Here is a 15,328-nt window from a genome sequence, read left to right on the forward strand (position 1 = left end):
ACAATCCGTTGACGTAGCTTCGCAGACGGGACATAGCCGGCTTACAAGGGCGGCATGTGTCTTGCTCGGGGCAAGGGTTACAGATCAACCTTTCATAGCTTTCGAGGAGAAGCCATGTTCAGGAGAACGAAGGTCAGCGCAGGGGTGGTGTTCGCTTTGGGCGTGATGGGCGCCGCGGGCGCCTGGGCGCAAGCTCAGCAGTTGGAGCGCGTCGAGATCACCGGCTCGTCGATCAAGCGTGTGGCGGCCGAAGGGGCGCTGCCTGTTCAGACGCTCAAGCGCGAGGACATCGAGCGAAGCGGCGTCACATCGGTGGTCGAACTGATGCAGAACCTCGCGGTCGTGCAGGGCGGCTACACCGAAGGCGACGCGATCGGCGGCGGCGGCGGCGGCCTGGCCGAGGTCTCCATCCACAACCAGGGCGGCGATCGCACGCTGGTGCTGCTGAACGGTCGCCGCCTGGTCGGCGAGGCCGGCGGGGCCGTGGACCTGAACATGATTCCGCTGTCGGCGATCGAGCGCGTCGAGGTGCTGACCGACGGCGCGTCGGCCATCTACGGTTCGGATGCGGTGGCTGGCGTGGTGAACTTCATCACTCGGCGCAACACGTCGATGGGGGGTCTGGAACTGCGTGCTTCCATCCCTCAGAGAAGCGGCGGCAAGGAGACCAACTTCGGCATCTCCAAGGGCATCGGCAACGTGGATTCCGACGGCTACAACGTGCTGCTGTCGGCTTCCTTCGACAAGCGCGATTCTCTCTCGGCGAGCCAGCGCAGCTTCTCGAAGACCGGCAACATGTTCTTCGACTATGGCGGCCAGCACGTCGGCTTCTTTAATGGCTCGCCGCGCTCCATCCCGGGCAACGTCGTGATGCCGGATGGCTCGCTGGCGAATATCTACGAAGTGCAGAATGGCGAGTGCCCGCCGGGGCACGTGGACTACTTCGGATCCTGCTACAACGACTACGCCGCAACGGTGATGGGCCTGCCCACGCGGGACCGTGCCAGCTTCATGGCGAACTCGGTGCTGAAGATCAGCCCCGACCACGAACTCAAGTTCGACGCCTACTACACGAAGACCAAGACGAAGACCCTGATCGCCTCGGTGCCAGGAGAACTGTCCATCGACCCGAACGGGCCGCTGGGCGGCTACCTCAACGATATCGGGTGGGCGCCCTACACCGATCAGGACGGGTTCGTCCATGATCAGGCGACGGTCTACTACCGGGCGACGGATCTCGGTGGCCGTGAAGCCACCTACAAGCGAGACAGCTTCGGTGCGTGGCTGGGTGCGGAGGGCCGCGTCGGGGGCTGGGACTACAGCACCTCCGTCGGCGCGCAGCAGACCAAGTACAAGGAATTCAACAAGGGTTATCCGTTCGGCAAGGCGTTCAACGAACTGATGAACAGCGGTGTCTGGAATCCGTTCGTGCTGCGCGGCAACCAGTCGCAGGCTGCGCTGGATGCGGCTGCCGGCATCATGACCGACGGCTTCTACGACGGCGAGCGCAGCCGCCTCTATAGCCTGGAGGCGAAGGCCAGCCGGGAGATCTTCCAGCTTCCCGGCGGCGCGGCGTCGATTGCGCTGGGCGCGAACTACAACCAGGACGCGGTGGACACCGACCCGAGCGCCGTGGCGCGTGGCGTGGCCGGGCCGACTGGCGACGACTCCCGGTTCGGGGATGCGGGCGCCGCCATCGCGTACAGCGCCAAGCGCAAGGCCTTCGGCGTGTTCGGCGAACTGCTGCTGCCCGTGGCCAAGTCGTTCGAGATCGGGGCCGCTCTGCGCTACGACAACTACAAGGACATCGACAGCGCCGTCACCGGCAAGGTGAGCTTCCGCTACCAGCCGAACAACGCGGTGCTGTTCCGCGGCTCGCTCGGTACCGGTTTCCGCGCGCCCACGCTGCGCCAGCTCTATCGCCCCTTGCAACAGTTCGGCGTGACCGGCACGCCCTTCGCTTGCACACCGGAGATGCAGGCCATCGCCACCGGGCTCGGCGCCCAGTGCCGCCCCGCGGGCACGCAGTACGACGTGTTCACCGGCGGCGACGCGAACATCAAGCCGGAGGAGTCGCGGCAGGCGACCATCGGTTTCCGCGTCGAGCCCACGTCCTCGTTCTCCTTCGGGGCCGACCTGTGGTGGATCGGGATCAAGAACACCTTCGGAACCATCGACGAGACCGAGGCGTTCAGCAACGCTGCCAAGTACTCCGATTTCTGGACCTCGTACACCGACCCCGTGAGCGGGCAGACCTATCTCGCTTATGCCGCCCGCGAAACCAACCTCGGCAAGAGCTATTCGAGCGGGGTCGACCTCGACATCGTCGGACGGTTCGCGACGGATGTCGGCCCGTTGACTTCGTCGCTCAGGGCGACGTACATGATCCGCGACCGGGGACAGTTGTTGCCGAATGGCGAGTACTTCTCGACCGTGGGTGACAACAACCCGTCGATCGGCGAAGTGACCTTCCGCTGGAAGGCGACCTGGTCGAACACGCTGCAGATGGGCAACTGGACCCACACGGCCGCCGTCAACTTCCTGTCCGGCTACAAGGACTTCCCGGGCTGGGTGGACTTCTATGACGACGCTGGCAATTGGATTGGCGAGGACCAGGAGTTCCGCATGAACATCAAGCGCTTCTCGACCCTGGATTGGCAAACGTCGTATGCCGTCAACAAGGCGCTGCAACTGACCGTGGGCGTCAAGAACGTCTTCGACCGCTCGCCGCCGCTGACGCTGCGCACGACCGGCGCCCACATGCTGGGCTTCGACTACCGCTACTACAACCCGCTGGGACGGACGTTCCAGGCGAAGCTCAACTACGCGTTCTGAGTTCCCGGGACGGAAAGCCGCTTCCCCCATGCCCGCTGGTCACGAGCCGGCGGGCATTTTTGTTAACCTCGCACGCTTTCGAACTGGAGATCCCAGGACATGAATTTCGGTCAGCGACAGCGTGACCCGACGAAGCACTTCGTCGGCATCGCCGCTGTGATCCTGTTCCACGGCTTCGTGATCTACGCGCTGATGACCGGCCTGGCCAAGAAGGTCATCGAGGTGGTGCGCGCACCGATCGAGACCAAGGTCATCGAGGAAGTCAAGAAGCCGCCGCCTCCGCCCGAGGTGCTGCTGCCGCCGCCGCCCAAGCTCGAGGCGCCGCCGCCGCCCTTCATCCCGCCGCCCGAGGTGCAGATCGCCACCCCGCCGCCGCCCCAGCCCACCATCACCGCCGTCACGCCCACGCCGCCGCCCGAGCCGGTGGTGATCGCGCCCGCGCCGCCGCCGGTGGCGGCACCCGCGCCGCCGGCCCCGGCCGCGCCGGCCGTGGTCTCGGCCGGCGTGGTCTGCCCCGGCTACCAGGAGAGGGTCAAGGAAGCCGGCTACCCGCGCGAGGCCAACCGCGCCGGCCTGACGCGCGGCGAGGCGCTGATCGAGTTCAGCGTCGGCGCCGGCGGCGAGGTCAAGAACCCGCGCGTGATCTCTTCCACCCACCCGATCTTCGGCCGCTACGCGGCGCGGCAGGTCCAGGAGATCAAGTGCGTCGGCCAGGGGCACGAGGTGCCGGCCGTGCGCATTCCCTTCACCTTCAAGCTCGACTGACCGGGCACCTACCCGGGCCCGCGTTCCCCGCTTTCACTTCTTCTCTGCACCACAGAAAGAGAACACCATGAATCTCCTCCGTCAAAGCATCGCCGCCTTCTTCCTCACGCTGAGCCTGGGCCTCGCGCCGCAGGCCGTGCTGGCCCAGCAGGCCTCCGCGCCCGAGGCCACCGCGGAAGCGGCCGCCCCGGCGCTGGCGGCCGCGCCGGCCGCGGCCACCAGCACCGAGGTGGTCGACAACCCCTACGGCCTGAAGGCGCTGTGGGCGCAGGGCGACATCGTCGCCAAGAGCACGCTGATCATCCTGGTGCTGATGAGCGCGGGAAGCTGGTACATCCTGTTCTCCAAGCTGTTCGAGAGCTTCAAGCTCAGCGGCGAGGCGAAGAGCGCGCGCGGCACCTTCTTCAAGTCGGCGAGCCTGCAGGACGGCCTGGCCAAGCTGAAGAAGGACGGCGCCTTCCGCTTCATCGCCGAGACGGCCATCGAGGCGGGCGAGCACCACGAGGGTGCGCTGACCGAGAACATCGACCGCAACACCTGGGTCGGCATGAGCGTGCAGCGCTCGGTGGAGGAAGTGCAGTCGCGCCTGCAGGACGGCCTGGCCTTCCTCGGCACGGTGGGCTCCACCGCGCCCTTCATCGGCCTGTTCGGCACGGTGTGGGGCATCCTGAACGCGCTGACGGCCATCGGCATCGCCGGCCAGGCCTCGATCGACAAGGTGGCCGGCCCGGTGGGCGAGTCGCTGCTGATGACGGCCATCGGCCTGGCCGTGGCGGTGCCGGCGGTGCTGGGCTACAACTGGCTGGTGCGCCGCAACAAGGTGACGATGGACGCGGTGCGCGGCTTCGCGGCCGACGTGCACGGCGTGCTGATGGGCGCGCGCAAGGGGCGCTGACGCCATGGCGATGAACGTGGGCTCGCCCAGCGGCGAGGAGGATCCGCTGAACAGCACCATCAACACCACGCCGCTGGTCGACGTGATGCTGGTGCTGCTGATCATCTTCCTGATCACGATTCCGGTGGTGACGCAGTCGATCGCGATGAAGCTGCCGCAGGAGACCAACCTCGCGCGCCAGACCAAGCCCGAGAACATCGAGATCTCGGTCAACCGCGACGGCGACGTGTTCTGGAACACCCAGCCGGTGGCCGACAGCGAGGCGCTGTTCCAGCGGCTCAAGCAGGTGGCGGTGATGAACCCGCAGCCCGAGGTGCACATCCGCGGCGACCAGGCGGCGCGCTACGAGTCGATCGGGCGCGTGGTGTTCGCCTGCCAGCGCGCGGCGATCGCCAAGATCAGCTTCGTGACCGAGCCGCCGCCGAAGGGGTAACGCATCATGGCAATGAATCTGGGCTCCTCCTCGGGCGACCAGGACGTGATGGTCGACATCAACACCACGCCGCTGATCGACGTGATGCTGGTGCTGCTGATCATGCTGATCATCACCATCCCGATCCAGTTGCACAGCGTCAACCTCAACATGCCGCAGGGCGCGCCGCCGCCGACGCAGACCGAGCCGGTGGTGGTGACCATCGACATCGACTTCGACGGCACCGTGCTGTGGAACGGCATGGCGCTGGCCGACCGCGCCGCGCTCGAGGCCAACCTGTCGCGCGCCGCCGCCGAGCCCGACCAGCCCGAGGTGCACATCCGCCCCAACAAGCTGGTGGAGTACAAGCAGGTGGCGATGGTGCTGGCGTCCGCGCAGCGGCTGGGCGTGACCAAGCTCGGCATGGTGGGCAACGAGCAGTTCGTGAAGTAGGCAGTTCCTGAAGTAGCGCGATGAACAAGCAACTCCGTTCGACCCTGCTGGCGCTGTCGCTCGCCGCCGCGTTCGGCGCCGCGCCGGCGCAGGAGGCGGTGCGGCCCGACGTCGGCCGGCCGCTGCAGGCGGCGCAGGATCTCATCAAGTCGGGCAAGTACCGCGAGGCGCTGGCCAAGGTGCGCGACGCCGACGCGGTGGGCAACAAGAACGCCAACGAGGCCTACCTCGTCGAGCGCATGCGCATCGCCGCGGCCTCGGGCGCGGGCGACATGGAAGCGGCCACCCGGGCCTACGAGGCGCTTTCCGCCGGCGGCCGCCTCGCGCAGGCCGACAAGGCGCGCATGGCCGAGTCGATCGCCGGCGGCTACTACCGCGCCAAGGACTACGCACGCGCGATGCAGTGGAGCCAGCGCTACTTCAAGGAGGGCGGCAGCAACCCGGCGATCCGCACGCTGCTGATCCAGAGCCAGTACCTCAGCGGCGACTACGCCGGCGCGGCGCGCGAGCTCACCGCCGAGGTGCAGGCCGCCGAGAAGGCCGGCAACGCGCCGGGCCAGGACCGGCTCAACCTGCTGCTGAACGCCGCGTCGCAGATGAAGGACGCCAACGCCACGGTGTTCGCGCTCGAGCGGCTGGTGACCTACTACCCGAAGAAGGAATACTGGGTCGACCTGCTCAGCCGCATGCAGCGCAAGCCCGGCTTCAGCGACCGGCTGGTGCTCGACACCTACCGCCTGAGCCTGGCCACCGGCAGCCTGTCGTCGGCGGCCGACTTCATGGAAGCCGGCCAGCTCGCGCTGCAGGCCGGCCACGAGGAGGAGGCGCGCCAGATCGTCGACAAGGGCTTCGCCAGCGGCGTGCTCGGCGCCGGCCCCGAGGCCGAGCGCCACAAGCGGCTGCGCGACCTCGTCGCGCGCAAGACCGCCGAGGCCAAGCCCGGCCAGGCGGCGGCCGAGGCGGAAGCCAAGGCCGCGAAGGACGGCGACGCCCTGGTGAAGATCGGCTTCGCGCGCGCGATGGGCGGCGACGGCGCCGCCGGCCTGGCGATGATGCAGCAGGGCATCGCCAAGGGCGGCCTGAAGCGGCCCGAGGACGCCAAGCTGCACCTGGGCATCGCGCAGGTGCTGGCCGGCGACAACAAGGCGCAGGCCACGCTGCGCAGCGTGGGCGGCAGCGACGGCACGGCCGACCTGGCGCGGCTGTGGAGCCTGTACGCGAGGCGGCGCAACTGACATCGACCCGGGCCAGTTGGCCCTGACCGGCACGCCGAGAGCCCTCGCGAATGCGGGGGCTCTCTTGCATCGGGCTCACATCGGGCGCGGTGTTTGCAATGGGGAATCCGTGCTGTTGCTCCTGCGCCTCATTGGTGAACGCCATGAGCGACGCCGCTCACAGGTCGCATTACGCTATTTGCATATCAATCGGAGGGTTTCCCATGTTCAAGCCCAGCAGCATTCGGTTGGCCGTTCTGACACTGTGTGCCGCCGGCGCACACCTGTCGGTGATGGGCCAGCAGCAAAGCCAGCCGCAACAGCAGCAGACTCAACAACTGCAGCGTGTCGAGGTGACCGGCTCCAACATCAAGCGCACCGACATGGAGACCGCGTCTCCCGTCACGGTGATCACGCGCGAAGACATGGTGCGCTCGGGCGCCTCGACGCTCGGCGACGTCATCAGCCGGCTGACCGTGGTGCAAGGCGGCCTGAGCGGCGTCGAGTTCAGCGGCTTCACGCCGGGCGCGGCGACGATCTCGCTGCGCGGCCTGGGTGGCGGCGCGACGCTGGTGCTGATCAACGGCCGGCGCATCGCGCCCTACGGCGTCACCGGCTTCCAGGAGGTGCTGACCAGCGTCAATGCGATCCCGGTCTCGGCGATCGATCGCATCGACATCCTGAAGGACGGCGCCTCGGCGATCTACGGCTCGGAAGCGATCGCCGGCGTGGTGAACATCATCCTGCGCGGCGACTTCACCGGGCTCGAGGCCGCGGTGCAGCACGGCTTCAACGAGAACGGCGCGCTCGGCGTCACGAGCTTCAACCTGTCGGGCGGCATCGGCGACATCGCAGCCGACCGCTACAACATCTTCGCGATCTACGAGCACCTGTCGCAGGATCACGCGACGGTGTCCGACAACCGCTTCTATCCCTCGCGCAACCTCGCACCGAAGGGCATTCCGGTCGACGGGCGTTCGTCATACGCGTATCCAGGCAACTTGCTGACCGGCACGATTTCGATGCTGCCGGGCACCGACTGCGATCCGGCGAACCAGCGTGTCGTCGGCGGCGTCACGCGCTGCGTGCTCGACGTGTTCGAGTACAACACGATGGCGCCCAAGGCCGAGCGCGACAGTCTGTTCGTGCGCGGCAACGTGCAGCTCTCGGCCAACCTCACCGGTTTCTTCGATGCCGGCCTGGGCAAGAGCAAGTACGGCTACCAGTTCGACCCGCAGTTCTATTACAACGACTACGACTTCCAGACGCTGGTGACGGATGGCGCGCCGTACGGCATCGCCGGCCCGGTCGACCTGCTGTATCGCGCCGGCGACCTCGGCCCGCGCAAGTTCAACGTGACGTCCGACGAGATGCGTGTGCTGGCCGGGCTGAAGGGAACGCTCGGCAGCTGGGACTTCGACAGCGCCATCGGCACGATGCAGAACAAGGTTCGCATCGACCAGCTTGGTTCGATCCTGATCACGCCGATGGATGAGGCGCTGGCCAACGGCACGTACGTGCCCGGCATGGTCAACGACCCGGCCGTGCTGGCGCAGATCTCGCCGGCGCTGAGCCGCAAGGGCAAGGCCACCACCACATTCGCCGATGCGCGCGTGTCCACCGAGTTCTCGTCGTTGACGCTGCCCGGCGGCGCCGTCGGTTTCGCCGCCGGCGTCGAGGCTCGGCGTGAGACGCAGAAAGACGAGTTCGACGAGCGTTTCGTCACGGGTGAGGTTTTCGGCTTCGGCTCGCTCGATCCGCTGGATGCCAAGCGCACCGTCAAGTCGGCCTATGCCGAGGTCAATCTGCCGATCCTGCGTACGCTGGAGAGCCAGTTGGCGCTGCGCCACGACCGCTACAGCGTCGGCGGCAAGTCGACCACGCCGAAGGTCGGCCTGAAGTGGACCGCGTTGCCCAGCCTGGTGCTGCGCGGCACCTATGCACGCGGCTTCCGCGCGGCCAATCCGCGCGAGACCAACCCGGCTGTCAGTGTCGGCTTCTACAACGGCGTGCAGGATCCGGTGCTGTGCCCGGTGATCGACACCACCAACCCGAACTGCAGCCTGAGCCTGCAGGCCAACATCTCCGGCAACCCGAACCTCTCGCCCGAGAAGTCGAAGAGCTACACGGTCGGCATGGTGTTCGAGCCTGCCAAGGACATGAGTGTCTCGGTCGACTACTGGCGCATCGACCGCACCGCCGAGATCACCAACCTCGACCTCACCCATCTGCTGGCCAATCAGGGTGCCTACTCGCAGTTCATCCAGCGCGACTCCTCGGGCTCGATCTCCGAGGTCGATCTGCCGTACGTGAACCTGGCGGGTACCTCGGTGCGCGGCTGGGACGTCGATTTCCGCGGACAGACCAACCTCGGCGAGGCCGGCAAGCTGAGCTACGGCGCGGCGGCAACCTACTTCGAGCACTTCTACGTGCAGCCCGCGCCCGATACCCCCAGCGAGGACTACAACGGCACCTGGCAGCAGCCGCGCCTGCGCATGAACGCGCGGATCGGCCTGGAGACAGGTCCGTGGACGACAGAACTCCTGGGCAACTACGTGGGCGGCTACAAGAACAGGCCGACGCCCTCGGGCGTCTGCTCGGCCCCGGCCGCGCTGAGCCAGTTCTGCTCGATCAAGCCCTGGGCCACGCTGGGGTTGTTCGTTCGCTACAAGGGCTTCAAGAACACCGAGCTGTCGCTGGCGATCGACAACATCGGTGACGAGAAGCCACCGTTCGACTACCGTTCGGCGGTGAACAACCAGACGCAAGCCTGGAGCACCAACTACCACAATGCCTGGGGCCGCTCGTACAAGCTGCGCATGAAGTACACCTTCTTCTGACCCGGGGATCTTTGCTCGCGAGAGGCGATCGGCGACGATCGCCTCTCGGCGTTTCACGAGAGGACTTTCGATGCTGAATCGTTGCCTGACCGCCGGCCTGCTGGCCGGCCTGACAGCCGTGCTCCTGCCTGCCGCGCAGGCGCAGACGGTGGTGAAGGACTACAAGAGCGCGGCCGAGGTGCCGGTGGCGCAGTTCTTCGCGCTGGAGGATTTCCGCAGCATGCGCTTGTCGCCCGACGGCAAGAACGTCGCGGCGGTGGCGCCGTACAAGGGCCGCGGCAACCTGCTCGTCGTCGATCTGGCCGGGCGGCAGGCCAAGAGCATCACCGCATCGGAGCGCTGGGACGTCGTGCAGGTACGCTGGATCGGCAACAAGCGCCTGTACTTCACCGTCGCCGACGGGCTGGAAGCCAGCGGGCGTCCTCGCCTGAAAGGCGCCTACACGATCAATGTCGATGGCACCGACATGAAGGAGGTGTTCGGCTACAACGACAACGGCGCGCCGCGCGGGCTGCGCATCGTCAGCGTGCTCGACACCGAGGGCGGCGATTCGACGGTGGCCTATGTCGCGATGCGCGAACGCTCGCGCGAGTACGCGGATGTCTACAAGCTGGACTTCCGCAACTTGCGCTTCGAACTGCTGTCGTTCGACTCGCCCGGGCGCACGGGGCAGTGGGAACTCGACAGCCAGCGGCGCCCGCGTATTGCCGTGCGCCACGAGCCCCGCCCGGCCCAGGGCAAACCGGTGGTCGAGACGTTCTGGCACAAGCCGGCATCCGGCGGCGCTTGGGAGAAGCTGTTCGAGTACAACCTCTACGTCGATCCGGAGACGTACTCGATCTGCGGCTTCGACAAGGACGACAAGACGCTCTACGTGACGGCGCGCCGTGGCCGCGACAAGTCGGCCCTCTGGAAATACGACACCCAGACCAAGCAGTTCGGCGACATGGTGCTCGACGACCCGCTGGTTGATCTGGAGTGCAACAGCGGCTCCGACGAGAGCGAAGGGTCCGGATCGGACGGCGGCCTGCTCACCGACCCGAAGACCAAGGAGGTGGTCGGATTCCAGTACCAGGGAGATCGGCCGAAGAAGGTCTACTTCACGCCGGGCAGCGAGCACGAGCGGCTCGCCAAGATGTTCTCCGCGGCCGTGCCGGGCTTCAGCGAGTTTCGATTCTCCAAGGATCGCTCGGTGGCGCTGGTGATGGCCTACTCGGACATCGATCCGGGCACGTACTACCTCTACGACGCCGCCAAGAAGCAATTGGAGGTCGTTGCGCGGAAACGTGCCTGGGTCAAGCCGGAATTGATGGCCGAGCGCAAGCCGATTCTCTACAAGTCCAGGGACGGACTGACGATTCCCGCCTACCTGACGCTGCCGCGCGGTATGCCCGCGAAGAACCTGCCACTCATCGTGAACATCCACGGCGGGCCGCAGGTGCGTGGCTACTACTGGTCCGAATGGGGGCGTTGGCCGGAAGCGCAGTTCTTCGCGTCGCACGGATACGCGGTCCTCGAGCCCGAGCCGCGGCTTTCGATGGGCTTCGGGCACAAGCTCTACTCCGTGGGCTTCAAGCAGTGGGGCCAGGCGGCGCAGGACGACATCACCGACGGCGCGTTGCACCTCGTCAAGGAAGGCATCGTCGACAAGGAGCGCATGTGCCTGCACGGCGGCAGCTACGGCGGTTACGCCTCGCTGCAAGGGCTGGTGCGCGAGCCGAATCTCTTCAAGTGCGCGCACTCCTTCGTCGCGGTCACCGACCTCGGGTTGATGCAGTCGGTCGCCTGGTCGGACATCGCCGAGGACGTCAAGTTCGACTACCTCGCCAACGAGTTCAAGATCCTGGTCGGCGACAGCAAGGACGACGCCGAGATGTTCCAGCGTGTCTCCCCGGCGCGCAACGCCGACAAGATCAAGGGCGCGGTGATGTTGACGATGGGCTCGGACGACGTGCGCGTGCCGCTGATCCACGGTGAGAAGATGCGCGACGCGATGATCAAGGCGGGCAAGCCCATCGAGTGGAAGGTCTACGCCGAGGAGGCGCACGGCTTCAACAAGGAAGCCAACGTGACCGACTTCTACACCCGCTCGCTGCGCTTCTACGACGAGCACATCGGCGCGAAGCGCAAGACCACGCCCTGAGCCGCGCCCTGAGGCGGGAAACAAAACGGGCGCCATCGGCGCCCGTTTTTCCGTGCTGCGCGGCGCGTTGGCTACTTCGGCGCCAGCCGAATCGCCCCATCCAGCCGGATCACCTCGCCGTTGAGCATCTCGTTGGTGACGATCTGGTGCACCAGCTTGGCGTAGTCGTCCGGCGTGCCCAGGCGGCTCGGGAAGGGCACGCCGGCGGCCAGCGCGTCCTGCACTTCCTGGGGCATGGTGAACAGCATCGGCGTGCCGAAGATGCCCGGCGCGATGGTCATGTTGCGGATGCCGTTGCGGGCCAGGTCGCGCGCGATCGGCAGCGTCATGCCCACCACGCCGCCCTTGGACGCCGAGTAGGCCGCCTGGCCGATCTGGCCGTCGTAGGCGGCCACGCTGGCGGTGGAGATCAGCACGCCGCGCTCGCCGGTGGCTTCGGGCTCGTTCTTCGCCATCGCCTCGGCGGCGAGGCGGATCATGTTGAAGCTGCCGACCAGGTTGACGGTCACGACCTTGGCGAACAGCGCCAGCGGGTGCGCACCGTCCTTGCCGACGGTCTTGGCCGCCGGCGCGATGCCGGCGCAGTTGACCAGGCCGACCAGCTTGCCCAGCTTCAGCGCCGCGGCGACGGCGGCCTGGCCGTCGGCCTCCTGGCTGACGTCGCACTTGACGAAGGCGCCGCCGAGTTCCTTGGCGACGGCCTCGCCCTTGTCGGCCTGCAGGTCGGCGACGACGACCTTGCCGCCGTTCCTGGCCAGCATGCGCGCCGTGCCTTCGCCCAGGCCGGAGGCGCCGCCGGTGACGATGAAGACCTTGCCTGCGATGTCCATGCGCTTGCTCCTCAGCCCAGCGCGGCGAGCGCGCGCGCGGTGATGTCCTCGACGCTGCCGGTGCCGTCGATCTTGCGGTAGCGCGGCGCGTTGGCGTCGCCGGTGGCGGCCCAACGGGAGTAGTAGTCGACCAGCGGGCGCGTCTGGCTCTGGTAGACCTCCAGGCGCTTGCGCACGGTCTCTTCCTTGTCGTCGTCGCGCTGGATCAGGTCTTCGCCGGTCGCGTCGTCCTTGCCGGCCGTCTTGGGCGGGTTGAACTTGACGTGGTAGGTGCGGCCCGAGGCGGCGTGCACGCGGCGCCCGCTCATGCGCTCGATGATGGCGGCGTCGGGCACGTCGATCTCGAGCACGAGGTCGAGCTTGACGCCGGCGCTCTTCATCGCGTCGGCCTGCGGGATGGTGCGCGGGAAGCCGTCGAACAGGAAGCCGCGCGCGCAGTCGGGCTGGGCGATGCGCTCCTTGACGAGGCCGATGATGATGTCGTCGCTGACGAGGCCGCCCGAGTCCATCACGCGCTTGGCGGCGATGCCCAGCTCGGTGCCGGCCTTGACCGCGGCGCGCAGCATGTCGCCGGTGGAGATCTGCGGAATGCCGAAGTGCTTGCAGATGAACGCGGCCTGCGTGCCCTTGCCGGCGCCGGGAGCGCCCAACAGGATCAGTCTCATGGGTTTGCCTCGAATAGTCTTATGCGGAAACGACGCCGGCGCGGGGGCGCCCCGTCGCGCGAACTCGAATCGAGAATAGCATGCACGCCCCTGCGTGAAGCTGACGCTCGGCAGCGGGTGGCTCGCGTGCCCTTCGACAAGCTCAGGGCGAACAGAGGCAGGGCGAACAGAGGCAGGGCGAACAGAGGCAGGGCGAACAGAGGCAGGGCGGATGGAGCCTGTGTCCCGTTCGGGCTGAGCCTGTCGAAGCCCCGGCGAGTGCGGCGATCGATCGTCGCCGGGTATCAGACCGCGGCGAAGATCGCGCGCACGCGCTCCAGGTCTTCGGGCGTGTCCACGCCGGGGCCGGGCGCGTGCGCGGCCACGTGCACCGCGATGCGCTCGCCGTGCCACAGCACGCGCAACTGCTCGAGCGACTCGATGCGCTCCAGCGGCGCCGCCTCGAGCGCCGGGAAGCGGCGCAGGAAGCCGGCGCGGTAGCCGTACAGGCCGATGTGGCGCAGCGGCGCGGGCGAGGGCAGTGCCGCGGCCGTGCTGGCGATGCGGCCGTCGCGCCACCATGGGATAGGCGCGCGCGAGAAGTACAGCGCGCGGCCGGCGGCGTCGAGCACCACCTTCACGACGTTCGGGTTGTCCAGTTCGCGCGGGTGGTCGATGGCGTGCGCGGCGGTGCTCATCACGCAGTCGCCGCGCGCCTGCAGCAGCGCCGCGCAGGCATCGATCAGCGCCGGCTCGATGAGCGGCTCGTCGCCCTGCACGTTGACCACCGTGTCCGCGCCGTCCAGGCCCAGCAGCGCGCAGGCTTCGGCGAGGCGGTCGCTGCCGGTGGCGTGGTCGCCGCGCGTCAGCACGGCGCGCACGCCGTGCGCGGCGCAGGCGGCGACGATGTCGGCATGGTCGGCCGCGACGACGACGGCACTCGCCGCCGACTGCGCCGCGCGCTGCGCCACGCGCACGATCATCGGCAGCCCGGCGATGTCGGCCAGCGGCTTGTTGGGCAGCCGTGTCGAGGCCAGCCGCGCCGGCACCAGCACCGTGAAGTTCACGATGCGCTTTGCGGCTCGCTCAGGGGGCGCGCTTCGCTTTCCAGCATCACCGGGATGCCGTCGCGCACCGGGAAGGCCAGGTGGTCGGCGTGGCACACCAGTTCGTGGCGCTCGTCGGCCGGCGGGCGGCGGTGTTCGAGCGGGCCCTTGCACAGCGGGCAGACCAGCAGTTCGAGCAGTCGGGTTTCCATGGCTCACGAGGTTCGCTGCGGGTGCGGCGGCAGCAGCGCGAGCAGCTCGCGCTCGAAGGCCGCGGGGAAGCCGAAGTCTAGCGCCGCCACCCAGATGCGCAGCGCGCCGGCGCGCTCGGGGCGGATCTTCACGGCGTCCTTCTCGGTGACGATCACGTCCTGCGTGCCGGCGGGCCAGTCGAGTACGGCGTGGTCGTGGTGGTCGGGCAGCGGGTGCTCGACGATGTCCAGCCCGGCCTCGCGCAGCATCGCGAAGAAGCGCTGCGGCCGCGCGACGCCGGCGGCGGCCAGCACGCGGCGGCCGCGCAGCGCTTCGAGCGCGGCGCGGCTGGCGGCGGCGCCGGCCCACCAGCCGGCCAGGCTGGCGGCGCCGGCCAGCGCGCGGCGCGCCACGTGGCCGGGCAGCGGCGTGCTCGGCTGCGCCGCGTTGTAGAGCACGAGGCTGCGCGCCGGCACGCGCGCCGGCAGCGGCTCGCGCAGCGGCCCGGCCGGCTGCAGCCAGCGGTTGCCGGCGCCGCGCTCGTCGAACACGATGACTTGCGCGTCGCGCGCCAGGCGCAGGTGCTGCAGGCCGTCGTCGCAGACGATGACGTCGGCCTCGGGGTGGCGTTCGAGCAGCGCTGCGGCCGCGCCGACACGATCGGCGCCGACGCACACCGGCACGCCGCCGCGCAGGCGCAGCAGCAGCGGTTCGTCGCCGCATTCGGCGGCCGGCGTGTCGGCCTCGACGTGCACGATGCCGCGCGACGCGCGTCCGTGCCCGCGCGACACCACCGCCGGCCGCCAGCCGGCGCGGCGCAGCAGCGCCACCAGCGCCAGCGTCGCCGGCGTCTTGCCGGCGCCGCCGGCGATCAGGTTGCCGACCACGATCACCGGCACGCCGACACGCCGTGTGCGCAGCACGCCCAGGCGGTACAGCGCGCGGCGCAGCGCCGCGGCGAGGCCGAACAGCGCCGCCAGCGGCAGCAGCGCCACGGCCAGCGACCCGCGGCCGCTCCAGATGCGTTGCAGGCGGCGTTCGATGGCGTTCAGCGCCAAA

The 15,328-nt window shown here is 68.3% G+C and carries 13 protein-coding genes; 8 read left to right on the forward strand and 5 right to left on the reverse strand.

Annotated features, from left to right (window positions below; translation table 11 throughout):
- The first annotated feature begins 114 nt into the window (after positions 1-114).
- The 8 genes from QM792_RS10845 to QM792_RS10880 all read left to right on the forward strand — a co-directional run bounded on the left by QM792_RS10845 (position 115) and on the right by QM792_RS10880 (position 11,557).
- Positions 115-2,835: a TonB-dependent receptor plug domain-containing protein gene (locus QM792_RS10845; protein ID WP_415149888.1), complete on the forward strand. Its 2,721-nt coding sequence runs from the start codon at positions 115-117 to the stop codon at positions 2,833-2,835.
- A 99-nt stretch (positions 2,836-2,934) separates the two neighbouring features.
- Positions 2,935-3,600 carry a TonB family protein gene (locus QM792_RS10850; protein ID WP_415149890.1) on the forward strand — a complete coding sequence of 222 codons (666 nt, stop codon included), beginning with the start codon at positions 2,935-2,937 and terminating at the stop codon, positions 3,598-3,600.
- A gap of 67 nt (positions 3,601-3,667) precedes the next feature.
- Positions 3,668-4,495 carry a MotA/TolQ/ExbB proton channel family protein gene (locus QM792_RS10855; protein ID WP_415149891.1) on the forward strand — a complete coding sequence of 276 codons (828 nt, stop codon included), beginning with the start codon at positions 3,668-3,670 and terminating at the stop codon, positions 4,493-4,495.
- 4 nt (positions 4,496-4,499) lie between these two features.
- Positions 4,500-4,928, forward strand: coding sequence for an ExbD/TolR family protein (locus QM792_RS10860; protein ID WP_415149892.1), 429 nt, complete (start codon positions 4,500-4,502; stop codon positions 4,926-4,928).
- 6 nt (positions 4,929-4,934) lie between these two features.
- The gene (locus QM792_RS10865; RefSeq protein WP_415149893.1) at positions 4,935-5,360 is read left to right on the forward strand and encodes an ExbD/TolR family protein; all 426 of its coding nucleotides are present in this window, start codon (positions 4,935-4,937) and stop codon (positions 5,358-5,360) included.
- A gap of 20 nt (positions 5,361-5,380) precedes the next feature.
- Entirely contained in the window at positions 5,381-6,595 is a 1,215-nt protein-coding gene (locus tag QM792_RS10870; protein ID WP_415149895.1) for a hypothetical protein, read from the forward strand.
- 227 nt (positions 6,596-6,822) lie between these two features.
- Positions 6,823-9,414 (forward strand): TonB-dependent receptor, encoded by a 2,592-nt coding sequence (locus QM792_RS10875; protein WP_415149897.1) that lies wholly within the window; start codon positions 6,823-6,825, stop codon positions 9,412-9,414.
- 70 nt (positions 9,415-9,484) lie between these two features.
- On the forward strand, positions 9,485-11,557 hold the full coding sequence (locus QM792_RS10880) for a prolyl oligopeptidase family serine peptidase (protein ID WP_415149898.1): 2,073 nt from the start codon (positions 9,485-9,487) through the stop codon (positions 11,555-11,557).
- A 71-nt stretch (positions 11,558-11,628) separates the two neighbouring features.
- Here the strand turns inward: QM792_RS10880 and QM792_RS10885 are convergent, their stop codons facing one another.
- From QM792_RS10885 to lpxK, 5 genes are all read right to left on the reverse strand, one after another.
- Positions 11,629-12,387 (reverse strand): 3-hydroxyacyl-CoA dehydrogenase, encoded by a 759-nt coding sequence (locus tag QM792_RS10885; protein WP_415149900.1) that lies wholly within the window; start codon positions 12,385-12,387, stop codon positions 11,629-11,631.
- Positions 12,388-12,398: 11 nt separating this feature from the next.
- Positions 12,399-13,052, reverse strand: a complete 654-nt coding sequence (gene adk / locus QM792_RS10890) for an adenylate kinase (RefSeq protein ID WP_415149902.1) — start codon at positions 13,050-13,052, stop codon at positions 12,399-12,401.
- Positions 13,053-13,336: 284 nt separating this feature from the next.
- A complete protein-coding gene (gene kdsB / locus QM792_RS10895) occupies positions 13,337-14,098 on the reverse strand; it encodes a 3-deoxy-manno-octulosonate cytidylyltransferase (protein WP_415149904.1) in 762 nt (253 codons plus the stop codon).
- Positions 14,095-14,289 (reverse strand): Trm112 family protein, encoded by a 195-nt coding sequence (locus QM792_RS10900; RefSeq protein ID WP_415149906.1) that lies wholly within the window; start codon positions 14,287-14,289, stop codon positions 14,095-14,097. Before QM792_RS10900 ends, kdsB begins: the two co-directional genes overlap by 4 nt.
- A gap of 3 nt (positions 14,290-14,292) precedes the next feature.
- The gene (lpxK, locus tag QM792_RS10905; RefSeq protein ID WP_415149908.1) at positions 14,293-15,327 is read right to left on the reverse strand and encodes a tetraacyldisaccharide 4'-kinase; all 1,035 of its coding nucleotides are present in this window, start codon (positions 15,325-15,327) and stop codon (positions 14,293-14,295) included.
- Position 15,328 lies beyond the last annotated feature (1 nt).

The organism is Piscinibacter sp., from assembly GCF_047600445.1.
Lineage (GTDB): Bacteria > Pseudomonadota > Gammaproteobacteria > Burkholderiales > Burkholderiaceae_C > Piscinibacter.

Bases quoted from the DNA above. Each gene is read 5' to 3' on its own strand.
- QM792_RS10860 (WP_415149892.1), top strand. From the start codon at position 4,500: ATGGCGATGAACGTGGGCTCGCCCAGCGGCGAGGAGGATCCGCTGAAC.
- adk (WP_415149902.1), bottom strand. From the start codon at position 13,052: ATGAGACTGATCCTGTTGGGCGCTCCCGGCGCCGGCAAGGGCACGCAG.
- QM792_RS10855 (WP_415149891.1), top strand. From the start codon at position 3,668: ATGAATCTCCTCCGTCAAAGCATCGCCGCCTTCTTCCTCACGCTGAGC.
- QM792_RS10885 (WP_415149900.1), bottom strand. From the start codon at position 12,387: ATGGACATCGCAGGCAAGGTCTTCATCGTCACCGGCGGCGCCTCCGGC.
- QM792_RS10880 (WP_415149898.1), top strand. From the start codon at position 9,485: ATGCTGAATCGTTGCCTGACCGCCGGCCTGCTGGCCGGCCTGACAGCC.
- QM792_RS10870 (WP_415149895.1), top strand. From the start codon at position 5,381: ATGAACAAGCAACTCCGTTCGACCCTGCTGGCGCTGTCGCTCGCCGCC.
- QM792_RS10845 (WP_415149888.1), top strand. From the start codon at position 115: ATGTTCAGGAGAACGAAGGTCAGCGCAGGGGTGGTGTTCGCTTTGGGC.
- QM792_RS10865 (WP_415149893.1), top strand. From the start codon at position 4,935: ATGGCAATGAATCTGGGCTCCTCCTCGGGCGACCAGGACGTGATGGTC.
- QM792_RS10850 (WP_415149890.1), top strand. From the start codon at position 2,935: ATGAATTTCGGTCAGCGACAGCGTGACCCGACGAAGCACTTCGTCGGC.
- QM792_RS10900 (WP_415149906.1), bottom strand. From the start codon at position 14,289: ATGGAAACCCGACTGCTCGAACTGCTGGTCTGCCCGCTGTGCAAGGGC.